At 46.0% G+C, this 20,474-nt stretch carries 16 protein-coding genes; all 16 read left to right on the top strand.

Annotated features, from left to right (window positions below; translation table 11 throughout):
• Positions 1 to 89: 89 nt before the first annotated feature.
• The 16 genes from MLE19_RS11615 to MLE19_RS11540 all read left to right on the top strand — a co-directional run bounded on the left by MLE19_RS11615 (position 90) and on the right by MLE19_RS11540 (position 20,396).
• Complete coding sequence (locus MLE19_RS11615) at positions 90 to 1,067, top strand: alpha/beta hydrolase (RefSeq protein WP_240718412.1); 978 nt, start codon at positions 90 to 92, stop codon at positions 1,065 to 1,067.
• Between the two features lie 639 nt (positions 1,068 to 1,706).
• A complete protein-coding gene (locus tag MLE19_RS11610) occupies positions 1,707 to 3,833 on the top strand; it encodes a polysaccharide biosynthesis protein (protein ID WP_240718344.1) in 2,127 nt (708 codons plus the stop codon).
• Positions 3,834 to 4,168: 335 nt separating this feature from the next.
• On the top strand, positions 4,169 to 5,287 hold the full coding sequence (locus MLE19_RS11605; RefSeq protein WP_240718343.1) for a polysaccharide export protein: 1,119 nt from the start codon (positions 4,169 to 4,171) through the stop codon (positions 5,285 to 5,287).
• A 1-nt stretch (position 5,288) separates the two neighbouring features.
• Positions 5,289 to 5,756, top strand: a complete 468-nt coding sequence (locus tag MLE19_RS11600; RefSeq protein WP_240718342.1) for a low molecular weight phosphotyrosine protein phosphatase — start codon at positions 5,289 to 5,291, stop codon at positions 5,754 to 5,756.
• Positions 5,757 to 5,831: 75 nt separating this feature from the next.
• Positions 5,832 to 8,033, top strand: coding sequence for a polysaccharide biosynthesis tyrosine autokinase (locus tag MLE19_RS11595; RefSeq protein ID WP_240718341.1), 2,202 nt, complete (start codon positions 5,832 to 5,834; stop codon positions 8,031 to 8,033).
• A gap of 31 nt (positions 8,034 to 8,064) precedes the next feature.
• Positions 8,065 to 9,087 carry an NAD-dependent epimerase gene (locus MLE19_RS11590; protein ID WP_240718340.1) on the top strand — a complete coding sequence of 341 codons (1,023 nt, stop codon included), beginning with the start codon at positions 8,065 to 8,067 and terminating at the stop codon, positions 9,085 to 9,087.
• Between the two features lie 94 nt (positions 9,088 to 9,181).
• Positions 9,182 to 10,513 carry a UDP-glucose dehydrogenase family protein gene (locus MLE19_RS11585; RefSeq protein WP_240718339.1) on the top strand — a complete coding sequence of 444 codons (1,332 nt, stop codon included), beginning with the start codon at positions 9,182 to 9,184 and terminating at the stop codon, positions 10,511 to 10,513.
• Positions 10,514 to 10,600: 87 nt separating this feature from the next.
• On the top strand, positions 10,601 to 11,869 hold the full coding sequence (locus MLE19_RS11580; RefSeq protein ID WP_240718338.1) for a lipopolysaccharide biosynthesis protein: 1,269 nt from the start codon (positions 10,601 to 10,603) through the stop codon (positions 11,867 to 11,869).
• Positions 11,866 to 12,810 carry a glycosyltransferase family 2 protein gene (locus MLE19_RS11575; RefSeq protein WP_240718337.1) on the top strand — a complete coding sequence of 315 codons (945 nt, stop codon included), beginning with the start codon at positions 11,866 to 11,868 and terminating at the stop codon, positions 12,808 to 12,810. Before MLE19_RS11580 ends, MLE19_RS11575 begins: the two co-directional genes overlap by 4 nt.
• 62 nt (positions 12,811 to 12,872) lie before the next feature.
• Positions 12,873 to 13,796: a glycosyltransferase family A protein gene (locus MLE19_RS11570; RefSeq protein WP_240718336.1), complete on the top strand. Its 924-nt coding sequence runs from the start codon at positions 12,873 to 12,875 to the stop codon at positions 13,794 to 13,796.
• Positions 13,797 to 13,893: 97 nt separating this feature from the next.
• Positions 13,894 to 15,225, top strand: coding sequence for a lipopolysaccharide biosynthesis protein (locus MLE19_RS11565; RefSeq protein WP_240718335.1), 1,332 nt, complete (start codon positions 13,894 to 13,896; stop codon positions 15,223 to 15,225).
• Entirely contained in the window at positions 15,212 to 15,712 is a 501-nt protein-coding gene (locus MLE19_RS11560; protein ID WP_240718334.1) for a serine O-acetyltransferase, read from the top strand. The genes MLE19_RS11565 and MLE19_RS11560 overlap by 14 nt, the downstream gene beginning before the upstream one ends.
• Complete coding sequence (locus MLE19_RS11555) at positions 15,709 to 16,962, top strand: UDP-N-acetylglucosamine 1-carboxyvinyltransferase (protein ID WP_240718333.1); 1,254 nt, start codon at positions 15,709 to 15,711, stop codon at positions 16,960 to 16,962. Before MLE19_RS11560 ends, MLE19_RS11555 begins: the two co-directional genes overlap by 4 nt.
• Entirely contained in the window at positions 16,950 to 17,918 is a 969-nt protein-coding gene (gene murB, locus MLE19_RS11550) for a UDP-N-acetylmuramate dehydrogenase (protein ID WP_240718332.1), read from the top strand. The genes MLE19_RS11555 and murB overlap by 13 nt, the downstream gene beginning before the upstream one ends.
• A 135-nt stretch (positions 17,919 to 18,053) precedes the next feature.
• Positions 18,054 to 19,073: a glycosyltransferase family 2 protein gene (locus MLE19_RS11545; RefSeq protein WP_240718331.1), complete on the top strand. Its 1,020-nt coding sequence runs from the start codon at positions 18,054 to 18,056 to the stop codon at positions 19,071 to 19,073.
• Between the two features lie 126 nt (positions 19,074 to 19,199).
• Positions 19,200 to 20,396 (top strand): glycosyltransferase, encoded by a 1,197-nt coding sequence (locus MLE19_RS11540; protein WP_240718330.1) that lies wholly within the window; start codon positions 19,200 to 19,202, stop codon positions 20,394 to 20,396.
• Positions 20,397 to 20,474 lie beyond the last annotated feature (78 nt).

Genomic DNA, 20,474 nt, shown 5'->3' with positions numbered 1-20,474 from the left:
TCGACCAAATGACTAGCAATTGGGTTTTGGGAACGCGACGCATCTGCCGCGTCTAGGCCAACGGAAAATGGCGATATGGAGAAACAATGATGCGTGATTTCCAACATCTGGAAGGCTTGTTTCGCCATGCCTCGGGTGAGATGGTCCTTAGCCGTCTCCTGCCGGGTGAAATACTGACAGACGCCATGCAGGACTACTTTCAGCATTATGGTCTTGAAGCGCTGCTACTTGATACCAGTGAGGTACATGCAGGGTTTATTGATACTGGGCGCTTTGCGCTCTGGTGCCAAGTGTGGAGTCCTCCCCAGCCGGTGGGCACTGCTTTTGTAGTGCACGGTTATTTTGATCATATGGGGCTTTACCGCCACTTATTAAAGCGTCTGCTGGCTAAAGGCTGGCGAGTCGTGCTGTGGGATCTTCCTGGCCACGGTCTTTCAAGCGGGGCGCGGGCAGAAATAGAAGACTTCGATGATTATCAGCACTGCTTGACGTATTTGCAGACCATACTGAAGAGCCAAGGCATGGCGCCTGCTCCGTGGTTAGGGGTGGGACAAAGCACCGGCGGGGCAATTCTCGCAACCGATGCGCTCACCCGCCGTGAAGATGCTGGTTGGGCAGGCTTAGTGCTGCTGGCACCACTGGTCCGCCCTTGGCGCTGGAGCCAAGCCAGTTGGCTTCACTTAATCGCCAGCCCCTTCGTAAAAGCGCTGCCGCGAAAGTATCGACCCAACTCCACCGATGAGCAGTTCACCGAATTTCTACGTGAAAGCGACCCACTCCAACCCGAGCGTTTAAGCGTGGCCTGGATTACCGCCATGCGCCGCTGGATGCCTCGATTGCTGGCGCAGCAGCCAAGCCAGTTGCCAACGCTGATTTTGCAAGGCGAACAGGATTTAACCGTCGACTGGGAGTGGAATTTAGCGATTCTGGCTGAGAAGTTTCCTAACGCCGAGATACACCGCCATCCAGAGGCGCGCCATCATTTAGTGAATGAGGCAGATCCCATCCGGGAGGTGCTGTTTGAAGCGCTGGATGGATTCATCGATAAAATCGGTAATCCATCATGAGCTAGGACGCTGTTTAAGGTATCAAGCCTAATTGACGAGTGCCACTAGCCCTTACATCAACATATTGCCACTGCGTTTTACCCACGCGCCATCATTAGGTGGCTAATGATTAAGTTGAGCAAAAAATAAGGAAATTTGATCCGTTTACGATTATGTAACTAAACGTTGCTGATAAGTAGGATGCAGCATGCGGTGGCGGTATATGAATGCGCTTGGGTTAGGTAACAATTATTTTATATTTTTTAACATATTGATTTTAATATATTAATTCCATTTTTTCGATGCGGGCTTTTTCATTTTAATGGTCATTCAAAATGAGATAGGTTAATTTTTACTAAGCCAAAAAGGCACCGATTGTTGCGAAGTGTGAAAGAAACGTGTAGAAAAGTAAACGTAAATATAGGTAATCGAAATTAGAAGCTTGTATACTTATGTCGTAGAGAAGTGAAGCCTTATAGCTGCTGACGCTAAATTGCTGTTTTTATTTGTATTGTCTTAAAAGCCAAATCATAATTAATTTTGTGCGGGCTGGCGTTTAGCCAAGGAAGGAAAAAGTGGCGGTATTGTTAAAGTTTTGTTTTTTTTTAATTTTTAAATATTGGCATTTTTGTGAGTAAGGTCAACCGAGGGGTAACAACCATGCTTTTTGCGATTAAAATGCTTTTTGGATTAACAAGACGCCGGAAGCAGTTGATCCAGCTCTTCGTTGATACTTGCTTAATTATGGCTAGCTTTTTTCTAGCTATGCTTCTGCGTCTGGATTCACTTGAATTCTTGGCGAACGATTCTGTGTGGCTTGCTCTTCCCGTCATGATTCCTGTCAGTCTGTTTATATTTATGCGACTGGGGTTTTATCGTTCAATTGTACGTTTTATGGGAATTAAGGCGCTTCAGGCCCTTTGTGCAGGGGTTTTGGGGTCTGCTTTGACTCTCTATATCGTCAGTATGGTGCTTAATTTACCCGTGCCCAGGTCGGTGCCCTTCATTTATACAATGTTGGCATTTATCACCATTGGCGGTATTCGACTTGCGCTTCGCTTGATGTATCAGCGGGGGCAGCAGTTACAAAAAACCCGAGTGCTCATCTATGGTGCGGGTGCTGCAGGGCGCCAGCTAGTGGTTTCTTTACGCCACGGACGAGACTACGAGCCTGTTGGTTATGTTGATTACGCTCCTCTTCTTCAAGGCACGCATGTACAGGGGCTTAGAGTTTACAGTCCCGATATGACGCCAAAGCTTATTGAAGATTTTGGGGTGGAAAAATTTCTGTTGGCTATTCCAGAAGCAACCCGAGCCCGCCGCCAAGAAATTATTGAATCGATTGAGCCGTTATCTATACCTGTGCAAACAATACCTGATATGGCGGATATTGTTTCGGGTAAAGCTAAATTCAATGAACTCCGCGATGTGCGCGTTGAGGACTTGTTGGGTCGTGATCCTGTTCCACCAGATCCAAAATTGATGGGGGCAAACATTACCCATAAAACGGTTATGGTAACGGGGGCCGGAGGATCAATTGGCAGCGAGTTATGTAGGCAGATCGTACGCCTGCTTCCCGAGCGGCTGATCATTGTAGATTCGTCTGAGTATTCGCTATACAAAATAGATCAAGATCTTGCTCAGTTGATTGAAAAAGATAATCTCAAAGTGGATGTTAAGCCTGCGCTTGCTTCTGTGCGTAACGGTGACGTTATTTCTCGCCTGATACGCACCTTTGATATCGACACTATCTATCACGCCGCTGCTTATAAGCATGTGCCATTAGTCGAGTTTAATCCGGCAGAAGGAGTGCTGAATAACGTTTTTGGCACCATGGAAGTTGCAAAAGCCGCTATAAAAGAAGGCGTTAAGGATTTTGTGCTTGTCTCTACCGATAAAGCGGTTAGGCCAACCAATGTGATGGGAGCCAGCAAGCGTATGGCTGAGTTGGTATGTCAGGCATACGCACACGAGCAGTCTGATACACGTTTTTCGATGGTACGTTTTGGCAACGTGTTGGGGTCTTCCGGCTCGGTCGTTCCTCTGTTTCGTAAGCAAATCGAGAAAGGCGGACCGATTACCGTTACCCACCCAGATATTACTCGCTACTTCATGACTATTCCCGAAGCTTCTCAGCTAGTGATTCAGGCCGGGGGCATGGCGACCGGTGGTGATGTGTTTGTTTTGGATATGGGTAAACCCGTTAAGATCGTAGAGTTAGCGATTCGGATGGTAAAGCTATCTGGGCTGAGCTATCGCTTTGTATCCGTGCCTGAAGATGCCAAAACGGTTAATGCTGACCTATCTGAAGTCCTAGTCGAGAAAAAAGGCGCCATTCCCATTCGGTTTACCGGGTTACGCCCAGGTGAAAAGCTGTATGAGGAGTTGCTCGCAACTGATAGCGCACAGAAAACGCGCCACCCCAGGATAATGACGGCTTCAGAAGATTTTTTGCCCTGGACAGCGCTTGAGCCTTTGCTAACGCAACTTGAAACGGCGTGCAAAAGTCAGGACGCAGCAAAGATACGTGAACTATTGATCGCTGCGCCTACGGCTTATCAACCGAAATCAGATATTGTTGACCACTTCTGGCTCTCGGCGGCAGTTAAACAAGGTACCGCTCCCAAGGCGCCAGTTGCGTCCTCTATCTCAGAGAGTGCCAAAGTTCCTGCTGCAGAAAGTAAACAAGCCTATTCTATGGCGGGTAGCGTAGCATCGCTAGAAGGCGGCGGGGCTCTACCCAACGTAAATCTGATGAGTGATGCCACGGGTGCTGGTCGAAAGTAGCCCTTTAAAAGCTTGGTTCTCCAAAGCTCTTATAAGTACTGGTATTAAGTGCTCAGCCAGTAATTTTTTAGCAGTGACGCTTTTTCTTGAAGCAGGTGTTAAAAGCCGTTGTGACGTTTAATCCTCTTGACGGGTTAAATCCAATCTGAATATTAGCAGTTCGTTTTGCCGGCCTCGAGGATGCGCCAATAACACCTCGGGGCGGTAGCGTGTCTAAAATTTATTAGCATGTTATGAACGTAGCAAACGAATCTAACAACACAGGCTGAGCACTGACTCTACGAGTGAGAGCAGGCAAGGCCTTCCGTTCAATTCACGCCCAGGTAGACCGTGTCATGAGAAAACAAACTATTTTTCGCTTGCTGACTGTGGCTTCGATTTCCTTGCTAATAACAGGTTGTGCTTTATCGCCGGGCGGTGATATTGACTATGATGCACCTGAGCCGCCAGATCTATCGCGAATCGTCGATATCATGCCGATTACACCAGAGCTGGTTTGGTCGCAGGAAACTCAAGAACGCAAAGTGCACCCAGTGACTGAAGCGATGCGTGAAGAGCTTGCAGACTACGAGTACACGATAGGGGCTGGCGATGTGCTGAGCATCGTGGTCTATGATCATCCTGAGCTGACTATTCCCACTGGCGGTGAGCGTAGCGCCGTTGAAGCAGGCAATATAGTACGTTCAGATGGCACTATTTTTTATCCCTTTATAGGTCGTGTGCACGTTGAGGGAAAGACCACTGAAGAAATTCGCGTTCAGTTAACCCGTGGTTTATCCGACTTCCTGACAGAACCTCAAATAGATGTCTTTATTGCAGCGTTTAACGCTAAGCGGTTTCATGTCACTGGTGCGGTTGGGACGCCGGGATCGGTTCCTGTCACTAACGTGCCAATGACCATACTCGATGCTATTAATGAAGTAGGCGGGCCGACAGCAGATGCTTTTTGGCATGAAATGTTTTTATTCCGCAATGGGACAGAAGAGCAACTATCACTTTACTCTCTATTAAGTGAGGGGGATCAGCGCCAAAACCGTGTGTTACGTGACGGCGATCTTTTACATGTGCCAAGTGCCGATAATCAGGGTGTTGCCATGTTGGGTCTTGTGCGCTCACCGGGTAATTTGCGCATGAACCGCGAACCTCTCTCACTCACTGATGCATTGTCGCGCGCGGGGGGTATCGATGAATCCAGGGCTGAGGCTTCAGGAATATTTGTCTTACGCCGTAACGATGTTAATGCTGCAAAACTGGCAACTGTCTATCAGTTAGATGTTAGCAACGCTATCGCTTTTGCCATGGCCAGTAGTTTTAAATTAGAACCCCAAGACGTCGTTTATGTCACGACAGCGCCTATAGCTCGCTGGAACCGTGTAGTTAGCCTGCTGCTGCCTTCTATTAACTTGCCGAATGACTTGGGCAATAGTAGCGATGGTCTAAACGACCTTCTTTGATATGACAAAACGTATCCTAATTGTCTGTACCGGCAATATTTGTAGAAGCCCGGTTGCCGCCGCCATGCTGCAAAAAGACAATGCCGACATCAGCGTGGTGTCGGCAGGTATAGCTGCTGGGCAAGGTGGTGCAGAGCCACGTCTAGCGGCACTGGCCCAAGCGGATGGCTATGACCTTAGCCAGCATCAAGCGCGGCAGGTAGACCGTAACTTACTTGCTGACGCTGATTTGGTGCTCGTCATGAGTGCCAAGCAAAGGCAGGTGATTGCCCGTTCGTGGCCTGAGATGCTGGGTAAAACGTTACTGTTTGGCATGTGGCGCACTGATAAACCTGTGAGCGAGCGAGATATTCCAGACCCATATCAACGCAGCGATGAGGTCTGTGAGCTTGTGTATGAGGAGATCAAAATAGCAAGTGTCGCTTGGCGAGAAAAGCTTAAAAATACCGGCAGCAAAAGTCTTTGGTAAATGCTTTAAAGCTTTTTTAATTATCCATTTTCGTGCATCCACCGATGCACGACCGAGAGTGTAGCGATCGAACCAATGTCAGACTCACCCCAGAAGACTATACCCGAAGAAACGATAGACCTGAGCCGTCTGTTTGGTGCGCTTTTTCGTAGAAAGTGGCTAATTATTGGCGTCACTCTGCTGTTCGCATTTATAGGCATTCTGCACGGTATGCTATCTACCCCTATTTATCGGGCTGATGCGTTAGTGCAGGTAGAACGGCGTAATACTGTCAGCCCTTTTGGTAATGTGGATAACGTTACCGGGACCGGCGCAGGGGAGCTAAATACCTCGGCTGAACTGCAGATTTTGCAGTCGCGTATGGTACTCGGCCAAGTAGTTGAACGGGTGAACAGTGATTTAATTATTTCTCCCGTCCAAGTGCCTTTTATTGGTGGCTTTATATTACGCCGGGGCATCCCCCGTCCTGCGTTTATGCAGGGTTATCCGCATATCTGGGGTGATGAAAGCATCAATGTGGCACGCTTTACTACCGCTGATAACAGTCGTAGCCGCAGCTTTATTGTAGAGCGTGGCCCTGACGATACCTACTACATCACGCAAGGCGATAACCGCGTGGCAACGGGGACACTAGGGCAGCCGGAAGTGTTCCTAGACGGTGAGCTTGAGTTGACTGTTGAAAGCTTCAATGCGGCCGAAGGTGCCCAGTATGTGCTAACACGCCTGCAGGAAACATCAGCCATCCGTGGTATTGGAAGCCGACTGGAAGTAGCCGAAGTAGGTGGCGCGGGTACGACAACCGGCATGATTCGTTTAATGATGTATGGCGAAGATCCCAGCGAGATTACGCGTAGTCTGGACGCCGTCACGCAAACTTTTTTGACCCAAAATATTGAGCGTCAATCCGAGCAGGCGCAGCAGAGTCTGGAGTTTCTTCAGGAGCAAGCCCCTGAACTTCGTGAGCAATTAAATTTAGCCGAGCAAAACCTCAACGATTATCGCGCTAATCTGGATAGTGTGGATCTTAGTAGCGAAGCGCAAGCCGCTATCCAGCGCTATATTGAACTGGATACACGTCTTGATGAGCTGGAGTTTCAAGAGGCCGAACTAGCGCAGCGTTTCACGCCGAGCCACCCCAATTATCAAGCGCTACTGCGTCAGCGTCGCCAAATTCAGCAGGATTTAGAAGAACTCAATGCCAGGGTAAATGAGCTGCCCGCTGCCCAGCAAGAGGTTTTGAGACGCACTCGGGATGTAGAAGTAACCCAAGCGATTTACGTTAATATTTTAAATAAAGTGCAAGAACTAGAAGTGGCCCGTGCAGGAACGATCGGTAATATACGTATTATTGATAGTGCTGTGGTTAATGGTCAGGTTGCCCCGAATGTCCCGCGTATTTTCATTCTTTATACGATTTTAGGCCTGCTGCTCATTACAGGCTATGTACTATTAAAAGAGCTGTTTAAGCGGGGGATTGAATCGCCAGACCAAATTGAACGACTTGGTTTACCCGTGTATGCCAACGTTCCGCAATCTTCCGCGCAGCGTAAGCTTAACCGCGCCTTGAAGCGTCGGGGAGAGAAATCATCGAAAAGCGTGGTGGGGGGTGTATTGGCCCAACGAGATCCTATGGATCTATCGCTGGAGTCACTGCGCGGGCTACGAACCAGTTTGCACTTCACCATGATGGATGGTCGTAATAATCGGGTGATGTTGACGGGGCCAAGCCCAGGTGTAGGAAAGAGCTTTGTAAGCGTTAATTTAGGTGCCATCTCTGCCATGGCAGGCAAAAAAGTCCTGATCATTGATGCCGATCTTCGCAAAGGCAATTTGCATCATGCCTTTGGTCAGGCAAGCACCGGCGGCCTGGTTGAATATCTGAGCGGTGAGGTATCGCTGGAAGACATCATCAAGCCAACGGGTATCCCGCAATATGATGTGATTACCCGTGGTGTTTCCGCCAGTAATCCTTCTGAACTGCTAATGCGTCCAGGTTTTGAGCAAGCACTGGAAGACCTTAGCGAACTATACGATATGGTCATCGTCGATACTCCGCCCGTACTGGCTGTCACGGATGCCTGTGTAGCTGGCAAGCATTGCGGTACTACCCTGCTCGTTACAAGATTCGACAAGAATTCAGTTCGTGAAATACAAATGGCTAAGAAACGCCTGGAAAGTAGCGGGCTTGAAATTCAAGGCGCCATTTTGAATGGCGTAAAAATCTCGTCTAGGGGTGCGTCAGGTTATTACGGATACGGCACCTACAAATACCAGTAGGTAAAGTCTGTTGTTTTAAAGGAAGTGAAATATGAAAATTCTTGTAACTGGTGCAGCGGGCTTTATCGGTTTTCACACGGCCACTCGTTTATTAGAAAGAGGCGACGAAGTCGTCGGCTTTGATAGTGTTAATGATTACTACGATGTTGAGCTTAAAGAGCGTCGAATTGAACAGCTACATAGCCTATCGCAAAAAACAGGAACACCTTTTCATTTCATTCGCGCCAATTTAGCGGACCAAGCTGCGGTAACTGAATGCTTTCAGAAGCATAACTTTGACCGTGTTATCCATTTAGCAGCGCAAGCCGGTGTTCGCTACTCCATTGAGAACCCGCATAGCTATGTTGAAAGCAATATTGTTGCGTTTACCAACGTGCTAGAAGCCTGCCGTTATGCGAAAACACCGCATTTAACGTATGCGAGCACAAGCTCTGTGTACGGCGCGAATACGCGCATGCCATTCTCTGAGCATCATGGCGCTGACCACCCGCTGCAGTTTTATGCAGCGACTAAGAAAGCTAATGAAATGATGGCGCATAGCTATAGCCATCTCTTTAAATTACCCACCACCGGTCTACGTTTCTTTACCGTATACGGCCCATGGGGTCGCCCGGACATGGCGCTGTTCAAGTTCACCAAAAGTATCTTGGCAGATGAGCTAATTCCGGTTTTCAATCATGGCAATCACAGCCGTGATTTCACCTACGTGGCGGATATCGTGGAAGGCGTGATTAGAGCCAGCGACCAAATAGCAGAAGCGAATGCTGATTGGAACAGCGATGAGCCTGATCCCGCCACCAGTAATGCACCTTACCGCCTGTTTAATATCGGTAATAATAATCCAGTTAAATTGAGTGCTTATATCGAAGCGCTCGAAAAAGCATTAGGTAAAAAAGCTAAACAGGATTTATTGCCATTACAACCAGGCGATGTGCCAGACACCTATGCAGATAGCAATGAGCTCAAAAAGGCAGTCGATTACCAGCCAACAACATCTGTAGAAGAAGGCGTTGCGGACTTCGTGGCTTGGTATCGTAATTACTATCAAGTGTGATGCTGCAAGTCTGATAACGAACGTTATTGTTTATTGACGTCAGGGGTAAATACATTACCTACCCCTGCTTATCATTGAAAAGTTAGGGGCTATTATGAAGGTTACCGTATTTGGCACAGGCTACGTTGGTTTAGTACAAGGGGCAATCCTGGCAGATGTAGGCCATCAAGTGATCTGTGTAGATGTCGATGCTGATAAAATTGAGCGCCTAAAACAAGGACATATTCCTATTTTTGAGCCAGGCCTAGACTCATTGGTAAAAGAGAAATTTGCGGCGGGTCGGCTGAGTTTTACCACCGACGCTGCCGAGGCCATTAAGCACGGGGATATGCACTTCATCGCGGTGGGAACCCCGCCGGATGAAGATGGTTCTGCCGATCTACGCTATGTACTTGCCGTTGCCTCTACCATCGCTGAGCACATGGAAAGCGATAAAATTATCATCAATAAATCAACGGTGCCCGTCGGTACTGCTGACAAAGTTCGCGCTTGTGTCGCCGAAAAGCTCGCCGAACGTGGCCGAAACGATTTGAAATTCGATGTGGTTTCAAATCCAGAATTCCTTAAAGAGGGCAGCGCCGTTGCCGACTGCCAAAAGCCTGACCGCATCATTATTGGTACGGAATCAGCTGATACCGTTGAGCTGATGCGGGAGCTTTATGCGCCGTTTAACCGTAACCATGACAAAATAATTGTGATGGATGTGCGCAGCGCTGAACTTACCAAGTACGCAGCGAACTGCATGCTAGCGACCAAAATTAGCTTTATGAACGAAATCGCCAACTTGTCTGAACGCCTTGGTGCCGATATTGAAATGGTACGTCAAGGTATCGGTTCTGACCCGCGCATTGGTTACCACTTTATTTACCCGGGCGTAGGTTACGGCGGCTCATGCTTCCCTAAAGACGTGCAGGCCTTGATTCGCACCTCGGACTCGATTGGTTTTGATGCCAAGGTACTTAAAGCGGTTGAGGCACGCAATTATGAACAGAAAACCACACTGTTCGAGAAAATTGCCGAGCACTACGAAAACGACCTAGCCGGGAAAACGTTTGCCGTGTGGGGGCTTTCGTTTAAACCCAACACCGACGATATGCGTGAAGCACCCAGCCGTGTACTGATGGAAGCCCTGTGGGCAGCCGGTGCCAGCGTTAAGGCATACGATCCGGAAGCAATGGAAGAGACCCAGCGGATCTACGGCACACGTGACGACCTCACCCTGTGCGGTACTAAGGAATCAGCGCTTAAAGAGGCTGATGCCCTGGTTATTGTGACGGAGTGGCAAAGCTTCCGTGCACCTGATTTTGAGCTGTTAAAGCAACAGCTAACACACCCTGTGGTATTTGATGGCCGTAACCTTTACGAACCAGAGCGTATGGAGCGCAAAGGGTTTAGTTATTACTCAGTCGGTAGGCGCGCTATTTAAACCATCAGATGTGTTAAACATTTAAGTGGGGTGGGGGCCATGTGGGAAAGCGCTAAACGGCTTACTCATAGCCGTGTTGTGCGCAATGTGGCGATAGTTGCAGGGGGCACCGCGGGAGCACAGGCAATAACGCTGGCTTTCTCCCCACTTCTCACCCGACTCTACAGTCCCGAGACATTCGGAATACTAGGCACTTTCTTAGCAATTTTTGCCGTCATGGCACCATTGGCCGCGTTCAACTTACCCATGGCCATTGTATTGCCAAGTCGAGATGAAGAAGCAATCTGTCTCGCAAAGTTGTCTATTGCTGTAGGGATGCTGAATGCCTGCCTCATCGCCGGACTGATGTGGGGCTGGGGCGATGGTTTTCTTGCCTTCATTGGTTTAAAGACAATAGCACCCTATATCTTTGCTTTGCCCATAGCGATGGGGCTCTCCGCGCTCTTAGCGGTAGCGATGCAGTGGGTTATCCGCAAAAAGCGATTTGCTTTCAAAGCTAAAATTTCAGTTATTCAATCATTTATAGTCAATAGTGCGAAGGTTGGCATAGGTGCGGTTTTGCCACTCCCGAGCGTATTGATTCTAGTCACGACGCTGGGCAGTGGCTTGCATGCGTTAATGTTGTTTAAACGTGAGTCATCCTTCACTACTGACTCGAAGCCTTCGTCTGTTCAGCCTCGTGTAACGCTGCGGACATATCGAAAGTTAGCGCTTCAGTACAAAGACTTTGTTTTGTTTCGTACTCCCCAAGCGACACTCAATGCAGCATCGCAAGGCCTACCAGTGATAGTGCTGGCCGCCACATTCGGGGCAGCGACGGCAGGCTTCTATTCACTTGGCAGAATGGTACTGGAAGCTCCCGCAAAGCTTCTGGGTCACTCTGTTGCCACAGTGCTTTACCCACGCATCAATGAAGCTGCCATAGAGGGGGAAAACATCTCTCTATTGGTATTCAAAGCCACCATGGCACTGCTAGGAGTGGGCAGCTTGTTATTTGGCAGCTTAATGCTGTTGGGCCCTGAACTCTTCGGATGGCTATTTGGAGCTGAGTGGCGTCAAGCGGGAAGCTTTGTGCAGTGGTTGGCACTTTGGACGCTGGTGAGCTTTGTGGCAAGACCCTGTGTTGCGGCTATTCCAGTACTGGGGTTAGAGCGATTTTTTCTACTACATGAAATCGTCAGCGCAGTGATTAGGTTTTCTTTACTGTTGATTGGAGTAATGCTCTGGGATAGCGCGACGATAGCCATCGCACTGTTTAGTGTTGCTAACGTTGCGTGCTATGGCGTATTGATTGGCGTGGTATTGCAAGTGGCAAAGCGTTATACGGCACCCGAGCAACAGGCTAAGCATTCATGAGTAAACCAGGTCACAGTGATCAGCCTCTCGTCTCCATTATTATTCCTTGCTATAACTCAGAAGCATACGTGGCGGAAGCAATAGAGAGTGCGTTAGCCCAAACCTACCCTCATTGTGAAGTCGTGGTGATCAATGATGGGTCGCAAGATGTTAGTGGGGAAGTAATCGAGCGCTATCAAGATCGCGTACGCTATATTCAGACAGAGAATTTAGGCGCCTGCCATGCCAGAAATTTAGGGCTAAGAGCAGCCATAGGCGAAAGAGTCCAGTGGTTAGATGCGGACGATGTGTTACGCCCAAACTGTGTTGAGAATAAGCTCTCAATGAGAAATGGAAACACACCCGACGGAAACCACATTATTCCAATTTGCGATGTGGCGGCTATGCCAGGTGGGACATTGCCCGCCATCTGGAATCGCCCACGCTATGATCTTTTCAGCGGACTAGGCTATGGTACCCCACCGACACCGGCGCCACTTCACTACAAGGCTGATTTACTTGCTATTGGTGGCTTTCGTGAAGACCTTCCCTGTGCTCAAGAGTTAGACCTACACCTAAGACTGCTGGCAAAGAGAAAGTGTGAATTCATTTCAACGGGCGACGTGGGCGTAGATATTAGAACCCACGACAATAATCTTAGTCAGCGCGCGGGCGTTAAGATGCATTATACCGTTCTGCGTATTTTAGAGCACATACAAGCTGACCACATGTTATCCGAGAAACATAAATCAGCCATTGCGCATCAGCGCATCAGAATGAGCCAGCAGTTATGGCGAAAAGGCCATAAATTGGAAGCCCTAGAAATTTATCGGCAAGCAGTAACGACCTTACCAAAAGGGATTCAACCGGGCTATTTTGCGAATGTTGAAGGTTGGGTACTGAAAGCAGTGGGGCTGGAGAAATTTGAAGCACTAAGAGGTTTCATAAGCGCTCTCTTATGAAACCACTCCTCAGTCGGTAAACAGCGCTTCATTCATCGTACGGAATCCTATAAGTTTATTACATGATCCCAGAAGTATGCCTACCAATCACCGTTATAGTTCCGACCTACAATGATGGCGGTTACCTTGGCGAAGCGCTGAGCTCAATTCTGTCGCAATCAACACCTCCTGAGATGCTAGTTGTGGTGGATGATGGCTCAGCTACCGCTGATGCTGAAGAGATAGTCACGGTATTAAAAGCGGAAAAAAATATTCATACCCAGATTGTTTATTTAAAGCAATCCAATCAAGGCCCCTCAGCAGCACGAAATGCAGGGCTGAAATTAGCATTAACACCGTATGTCGCTTTCCTTGACGCTGACGATCGAATGTTGGCAAGCAACCTAGCCACCATGTGGCAAGCCCTTAATGAGTTAGCCGATGACTATTTTGGTGTCTATGGAACCTACTGTGACCTTGAAACAGGAAAACCGTATCCCTTTGCCGATCTTGACGGATGTATAGCGCCAGATAAAGTGGGCAAAAAAGGGGGAGTTGCTGGCGGTGTTCATACGTATTTATTCCGCACCTATCATCTGAAAAGCGTTGGCGGTTTCGATGAAAGCCTGGTTAACAATGAAGATTTTGATTTAATTATTCGGCTGTTGCGAACAGGCTTAAAGTGCAAAGGTAAAGTCACCACTTGCTTTGAAAAACGGAATCGAATGGGCTCGCTCTCTCGTCCGTGGGAGCCTTTGCTAGCATATAATAATACCCTTCGTTTCCTGCAAAAAGCAGAGAAGAGTGGTTATTTTACTGATAAAGAACTTGTTCTAAGAAGGCGCAGCACACAGATGAACTATGCCAAGCTTCTAATGAAGCAAGGAAAAGAAAAAGAAGCAGTCAATATATGGCATGAAGTGTTTAAGATAAAGCCTAGTTCAATTCGTGAGTTTTACCATTGGGTGATTTATCAACGACTACGTTTTGGTAAGAAAATTGGCTAATGCTTTTTTAATAGTTAAAATTGGAAGTGCGTAAGTATTACTTTTAAGACTTTTATTTCTAAGAGTTAAGTAACACAACAAGGGAGTTGGTTGTTTAGTGGGAATACTTAAAAAAATATTGCAAAAAGCCTTTGGCGGCTCTGCAAGTAATGTCTTCAAAGGCATGAAAACGCTGGCAATAGGCAGTGGTATTGCCAAAATAATAGGTATTCTAGCAATACCTATTTTGACGCGTCTCTATAGCCCAGAAGACTTTGGTGTGCTGGCTATTTTCACAGCGATTATCACTATGCTGGCCCCCATCATTACGCTTCGCTATGTATTAGCACTGCCCTTACCACGCCACGATGGTATGGCTTTTAATCTATTGATTTTTTCAGCATGTTTAATGTTATTTACTTGCTTGATAGTCACTATATTCCTATGGGTGTTCGGTGGGTTTATATTGCCGATTTTTTCAATGGAAGTACTTATCCCGTGGTGGTGGCTCATATCATTGGGAATATTGGGCACGGTTAGTTACGAGATGCTGACACTGTGGGCAACTCGCAAACGAGACTATCGTGCGATTTCTAAAACAAATATTGGCCAAAGTATTTTGGGTTCTTTTACTAAGCTCTTATTGGGCGTTTTAGGAATTCATCCTTTTGGCCTTTTGATGGGGCAATTAGTTAATCAAAGTGGAGGTTCTGGATCACTTCTTAAAACATATAATAATGATTTTAAGAAGAACTGGCGACATTTGCGTTGGTCACGCATGCGTAAAATGGCATGGGTGCATAGAGGTTTTCCAATTTACAGAGTGCCCTCGCAGTTTTTGTTGATATTCTGTCAGCAAGCCCCGCTGTTTTTCGCAGCAATAGTCTTTAGCTCAGAAGTGACTGGGCAGTTAAGCCTGGCTTTAATGGCGCTAGTTTTACCATTAAGCTTGATCGGTGGGTCGATGGGTAAGGCCCTCTATGCTGAATCAGCAGCGCTAGGAATTAAAGAGGCAGCCAAAATCCATGAAATGGCCAAAGATGTTCAAAAAAAGCTTCTTATAGTTTCAATACCTGCAGGCCTTTTCCTCTTTTTCTTGGGTGAGACTGTCTTTACACTCGCATTTGGCGATGAATGGATACAGGCAGGCCAATTTGCGTCGGTTCTGAGTTTCTATATTGTATTTCAATTCACGTCGGCTCCTTTAATGCAGCTGATGAATTTACTAGCTAACCAAGCTGCTTTTTTATTAATTAATGCTACTCGCGCCGTGTTAATAGTGCTTACCTTTTATTTGGTTTATGTATTTGATTTAAGTCCGCATGAGTTTGTAGTTTCATACTCATTCTTAATGTCTTGCTTTTATATATATATATCTTTCTACATAATGCGAAGCGTTTACAAGGCAGGATTAAAGTCTTCTAAGGATTTAGTCAATGTTGAAAAATAATATTTACGACTTTGTTAGGTTGTTTATTGGCTCGCCATCTGCTCGCTGCAGAGCTCTTGTTAGATTGATGAATGTTTGTCGCGTCGCTAATTATATGAGGGTCGCAAAGTTTTTTTCTAATCGCTTGAAGGCTAAAGGTTTACATATTTCACATAAGTCGAAAATTGATAGAACGTTAAGTTTGCCTCACCCTATCGCTATAGTAATAGGTGAGGGAGTTGTTGTTAAGAAAAACGTAAGCATATATCAAAATGTCACACTAGGTGGTGCAAGATTAGGTGATGCTAAAGATGGCAATTATCCCACGGTCAATGAAGGTGCGGTTATTTTCGCCGGTGCTGTAGTAGTAGGAAACGTAACACTAGGAAAAAATTGCATTATTGGTGCAAATTCAGTAGTGCTTATCGACGTTCCTGATAATGCAGTATGCGCAGGAGTGCCCGCAAAAATTATTTCAGAAAACACGAAAAGGTTAAGTGATATATGAGCAAATTAAGCGTACATCCTGGAAAGCTAAATGGTTCAGTTAAGCTTTCTGGCGCAAAGAACTCAGCGTTACGGTTGCTCGCCGCGAGCTTGCTATCGTCTGATGAAATTACCTTAACGAATTATCCAGCGCCATTGTTAGATGCGCAAGTTCATGTCGATATGCTTAATCATTTGGGTAAGCAGTGTACTTTGAATGGTGAAGACAGCATTACCATCACAGAGGCCGCTGAAATTAAGAGTACCCTTTCCTGGGAAGGTCGCTCTATCCGCAATACGCTGCTGATTTTAGGTGCTCTCACTACGCGTTTAGGCGTTGGTTCAGTGCCGCTGCCTGGCGGATGTAAACTTGGCGAACGTAAGTACGACTTGCACGTTATGCTCTTAGAGCGATTAGGGGCTCGTGTATGGGAAGAGGGTGACTACCTTTGTGCTGAAGCAAAAGGCGGCCTGGTGGGTGCTGATATTTATCTTCCTATGCGCTCTACCGGCGCCACTGAAAACGCGATCTTATGTGGCACTTTAGCCCGTGGCACTACGCGAATTTGGAATCCCCATATTCGGCCAGAAATTCTTGATCTTATTGCGCTACTGCAAAAAATGGGCGCTAAGATCAAGGTGTTTGGCCAAGAGCATATCGAAATTACGGGTGTGGAAGAACTACACGGTGCTGAGCACAGCGTAATTCCCGATAACATGGAAGCAGTTACTTGGTTAGCGGGTGCGGTTATTAGCGGTGGTGATATTGAAATTCACAATTTCCCACACCAGGATTTAGAAGTTGTGTTGGCACACTTGCGTGCAGCCGGCGCGCAACTTTACAAGGGCGATAACTCACTGATTGTACGAGGCGGGCAATGCTACCCAATTGAAATTAGCACTGGCCCTCATCCCGGTATCAACTCTGATGTACAGCCTATCCTTGCCGCATGGGGCGCTAAAGCGCAAGGCGAGTCACGCATTGTGGATCTTCGCTTTCCGGGCCGCTATGCCTACGCAGAGCAAATGGCAAAAATGGGTGTTAAGCATGAAGTACGTGGCGACATGCTGGTTATTCATGGTTCAGGTGGGCAGTTACAGGGTGCTGAAGTTAAAGCACTCGACTTACGGGCTGGAGCTGCGCTGGCCCTTTGCGGGTTGATGGCAGAAGGCGAAACGATTATTACCGATGCATGGCAAATTGAGCGTGGTTATGTCAATTTTGCTGAAAAATTAGCATCTTTAGGTGTGAGTGCCAGATGGGTAGACTGACACAACAAGCGCTGAATGAACTTGAGAGCCTCTGCCCCGGCGGAATAGAACGCGATGTATCATTGGCGAGCATCAGCCAATGGGGAATCGGTGGAACGGCGGACACCGTCATACGTCCATCGACATCGCAACAGTTAGCGGATCTGCGCCGCTGGTTCTACCAACATGATGTCCATCACCTCACTATTGGCTCCACCAGTAATTTACTGTTTGCTGATGAGGGGCTTCGCGCCCCTTGTATACAGTTAGGTAATCGACTTTCACATGTCAGTATCGATAAAAATGTTGTCCATGCACAGGCTGGTGTATGGGTACCTAGCCTTGCGCGGCAACTGATGTTATCGGGCTTAACGGGGGGAGAGCATATTTGTGGCATTCCCGGCACATTAGGCGGGCTAGTGTGTATGAATGGCGGCAGCCAACGTAAAGGTATCGGCAGTCATGTGGAAAGCATTGAGAGTGTTGGTGTCACTGGGGAAGTGGTGCACCGCGCAGCAAGTGACTGTCGCTTTGCTTACCGTAGCTCTGTGTATCAAACCAATAATGAAGTGATTACCTCGGTCAAACTCAAGTTTGATGACGGGCAAGCTAAGCAGATTCGCCAAGAAATGCTCGCTATTTTGGCTGATCGTAGTCGCAAGTTCCCCCGTAAATTGCCTAACTGTGGTTCCGTCTTTAAAAGCAACCCTGCTATGTATGCTGAGGTGGGTGCTCCAGGGACTATTATTGAAAAGCTAGGGTTTAAAGGGTATAGCATTGGGGATGCTTTTGTATCGCCTATGCACGCTAATTTCATTGTTCATAACGGGCAAGGAATGGCGAAAGACGTCTTGTCGTTAATCAATGAAATTAGTGAAAAAGTACTTTTGGAAACGGGTTATAAAATGGAAGTGGAAGTTATCTATGTGACTCCCAATGGTGTTTTTTTACCAGCTGATCAAGCCGATTCTAAGTAAAATATACGTTTTTTGCTGATTTTATCATTGGTAAAGAAAATATAAAGTTTTGAATTGGTGGGTCGGTGTTGTTTATTGTTGCCATTTTTCCGAGTTAAACATTTACAATTTTTTGCTTAAGGGTAGGGGTTATCTATGTCTCTAGAGCTAGAAAAGACAAAAGTATTGATTGTTTGTGCATGGTACAACCGTGCAGATTACATTAAAGATACCCTGGATTCTCTTTTAAACCAAACATTTGATAATTATAAAATTACGGTGGTAAATGATGGTAGTAAAGATCCTAGAGTAAAAGAAATACTAGATAGCTATAATGACCCTAAATTGACCGTTATCCATCAAGAGAACACGGGGTTCGTAGGTGCTATCAGACGTGCTATTGAAAACACTGATTCTGAGTATATTGCAGTTCAAGGCGCTGGCGATGTTTCCTTTCCTGAGCGAATAAAAGCACAGGTTAATCTGTTAGACGCTGATTCCTCGCTGGGTGTAGTAGGCTGTAAACATAAGAATATTGTTTTCGGTGGCCCGAATGATGGTTACGAATCAACGTCTAAAACTATTAAAGAAAGAGCAACATTAGAAACTTTTTTAAAATTAGGAAATCCTTTTAGTCATGGCGACGTCATGTATCGTCGAGAGCTTTATCAAAAAGTTGGGGGCTACCGCGACTTTTTCAAGTTTGCGCAAGACCGTGATTTGTGGATAAGAATGGCCGCATATTGCGACATGGCCGTTGTTGATGAGCTTCTATACGAGCGTCGGGCATTCTATAGCGATGGCGTTTCTACTGATATCGATAAATTAATACTGCAAAAAGCATTTTCTAATTTTGCCATTCAGTGCCACTACAATAGAAAAACTATGGGTAGTGACTTTGTAGAAAAATATGGTCGGCATGGGGGCATGTTTAGAGATAAAAGTAAGCCCACGTCCGTGTTTATTGCAAAGAAATCGTTAGAGTGTCTTTTTAATAAAGACATTGATCGTGCTTTATATTTATCAAGCCTAGCTATTCAAGAATCCGTGAATTTTACCAGCGCCATTGCTCGATCAATGGCAAAGTTGAGTAGTATGAACTCAGTTTTTAGGCAGTTAATTCAATTTCTGTTAGGCCTTCATAGCTCTTCAAGTAAGTGGACTGTTAGAAGGTGAGCTAAAGTCTGATAATAAAAAAAAGCTAATAAATTTTATTTTAAACTAAGTAAATTTTTATCGATCAGGGTATATTAATGATTTGGCTAGTTACTTCCACCCTTAGTGATCATGAGTAAACTATTTATGACGGAAAATAAAAGCTTAATGATTATTACGCCGAAAACATACAGCGGCGGCGCTGAAAACGTAGCTGCTCGCTTGTCATGCTTTTTCGCGGGCTTCATGAATGTGCAAGTAGTTACTTTTGATGCGTCAAAAATAGATTATGATTACGCTGGCAAGTTGATAGATTTAGAGTTGGGAGACAATAAAGGTGCTTTGGGAAAATTAAGTAGTATTATTCAAGCAGCTTTTAGAATAAAGAAAATTAAAAAAGAAACAAAGCCAACGGCTTGTATTAGTTTGATCGGCCACCCAAATATTTCTAATATATTATCTAAAAATGGCGAGCTGTGTGTGGTTTCGGTAAGAACGTATTTGCGAAAATCGCCGTTTGCATTGAAAAGAATTTTCCAAAAGCTTTATATAAGATTTTTATACAATAAAGCGGATAAGGTTGTGGCGATTTGTGAAGGGGTTAAATACGATCTAATTAATTATTATGGCATCGAAGAGGCAAAGATAGACGTTATTTACCCTTATTTTGATACGCAAGAGATTCAAACTTTATCGTGTGATGAGTTAGAAGACGACGTGGCAGAAATTTTTAGTCATCCGGTCATCATTACTGTCGGGCGTATGACATACGATAAAGGGCATTGGCACCTCATAAAAGCATTTAAAGAAATAAAGCAACGTCAGCCGGAGGCGCGCCTAGTTATTCTAGGTAGGGGCGAGTTGGAAGATGATCTTAAATTACTGGCTAAGTCTACGGGCCTAGAAGAGCATATTCATTTTCTAGGGTATCGTTCAAACCCTTATAAATATATACGCGCTGCTACCGTATTTGCCTTTCCTTCGCTTATTGAAGGGTTTGGAAATGCACTGGGTGAGGCCATTGCCTGTGGTACGCCTGTGGTGGCCGCAGATTGTGACGTTGGGCCTAGAGAAATTATTGCCCCCAAGAGTGATTTTACTAAAAAGGCATCTGAGAATGAGATCCATGAATGTGGAATCTTAGTACCGCCATTTGATGAAAAGTTAAATTTAGATGGTAATGATATAAATGCAAATGAAGAGCATCTAGCAGCGGCGATTATTGACGTGTTAACGAATGCTGAGATGCGTGAAAAAATGTCTGAAGGGGCGAAAGTTCGTGCTGCAAGCTTTGACATAAAAAGCGTTACTAAGCAATGGCGGAATCTTCTTGAGCTACATTAACAGTATAATATTGAAATTATAATTATATCAATTATAGCAAAACGAAGTTTATCAAACGGTTAAATAAATTAATGACCA

This window comes from Vreelandella neptunia, assembly GCF_022489065.1.
GTDB classification, from domain to species: Bacteria; Pseudomonadota; Gammaproteobacteria; order Pseudomonadales; family Halomonadaceae; genus Vreelandella; species Vreelandella neptunia_A.
Note: the sequence above shows the minus strand (reverse complement) of the source record. Positions and strands in the feature narration are given on the sequence as shown.

Coding starts and splice junctions, on each gene's coding strand:
- MLE19_RS11615 (WP_240718412.1), top strand. CDS start 90: ATGCGTGATTTCCAACATCTGGAAGGCTTGTTTCGCCATGCCTCGGGT.
- MLE19_RS11610 (WP_240718344.1), top strand. CDS start 1,707: ATGCTTTTTGCGATTAAAATGCTTTTTGGATTAACAAGACGCCGGAAG.
- MLE19_RS11605 (WP_240718343.1), top strand. CDS start 4,169: ATGAGAAAACAAACTATTTTTCGCTTGCTGACTGTGGCTTCGATTTCC.
- MLE19_RS11600 (WP_240718342.1), top strand. CDS start 5,289: ATGACAAAACGTATCCTAATTGTCTGTACCGGCAATATTTGTAGAAGC.
- MLE19_RS11595 (WP_240718341.1), top strand. CDS start 5,832: ATGTCAGACTCACCCCAGAAGACTATACCCGAAGAAACGATAGACCTG.
- MLE19_RS11590 (WP_240718340.1), top strand. CDS start 8,065: ATGAAAATTCTTGTAACTGGTGCAGCGGGCTTTATCGGTTTTCACACG.
- MLE19_RS11585 (WP_240718339.1), top strand. CDS start 9,182: ATGAAGGTTACCGTATTTGGCACAGGCTACGTTGGTTTAGTACAAGGG.
- MLE19_RS11575 (WP_240718337.1), top strand. CDS start 11,866: ATGAGTAAACCAGGTCACAGTGATCAGCCTCTCGTCTCCATTATTATT.
- MLE19_RS11570 (WP_240718336.1), top strand. CDS start 12,873: ATGATCCCAGAAGTATGCCTACCAATCACCGTTATAGTTCCGACCTAC.
- MLE19_RS11560 (WP_240718334.1), top strand. CDS start 15,212: ATGTTGAAAAATAATATTTACGACTTTGTTAGGTTGTTTATTGGCTCG.
- MLE19_RS11555 (WP_240718333.1), top strand. CDS start 15,709: ATGAGCAAATTAAGCGTACATCCTGGAAAGCTAAATGGTTCAGTTAAG.
- murB (WP_240718332.1), top strand. CDS start 16,950: ATGGGTAGACTGACACAACAAGCGCTGAATGAACTTGAGAGCCTCTGC.
- MLE19_RS11545 (WP_240718331.1), top strand. CDS start 18,054: ATGTCTCTAGAGCTAGAAAAGACAAAAGTATTGATTGTTTGTGCATGG.
- MLE19_RS11540 (WP_240718330.1), top strand. CDS start 19,200: ATGACGGAAAATAAAAGCTTAATGATTATTACGCCGAAAACATACAGC.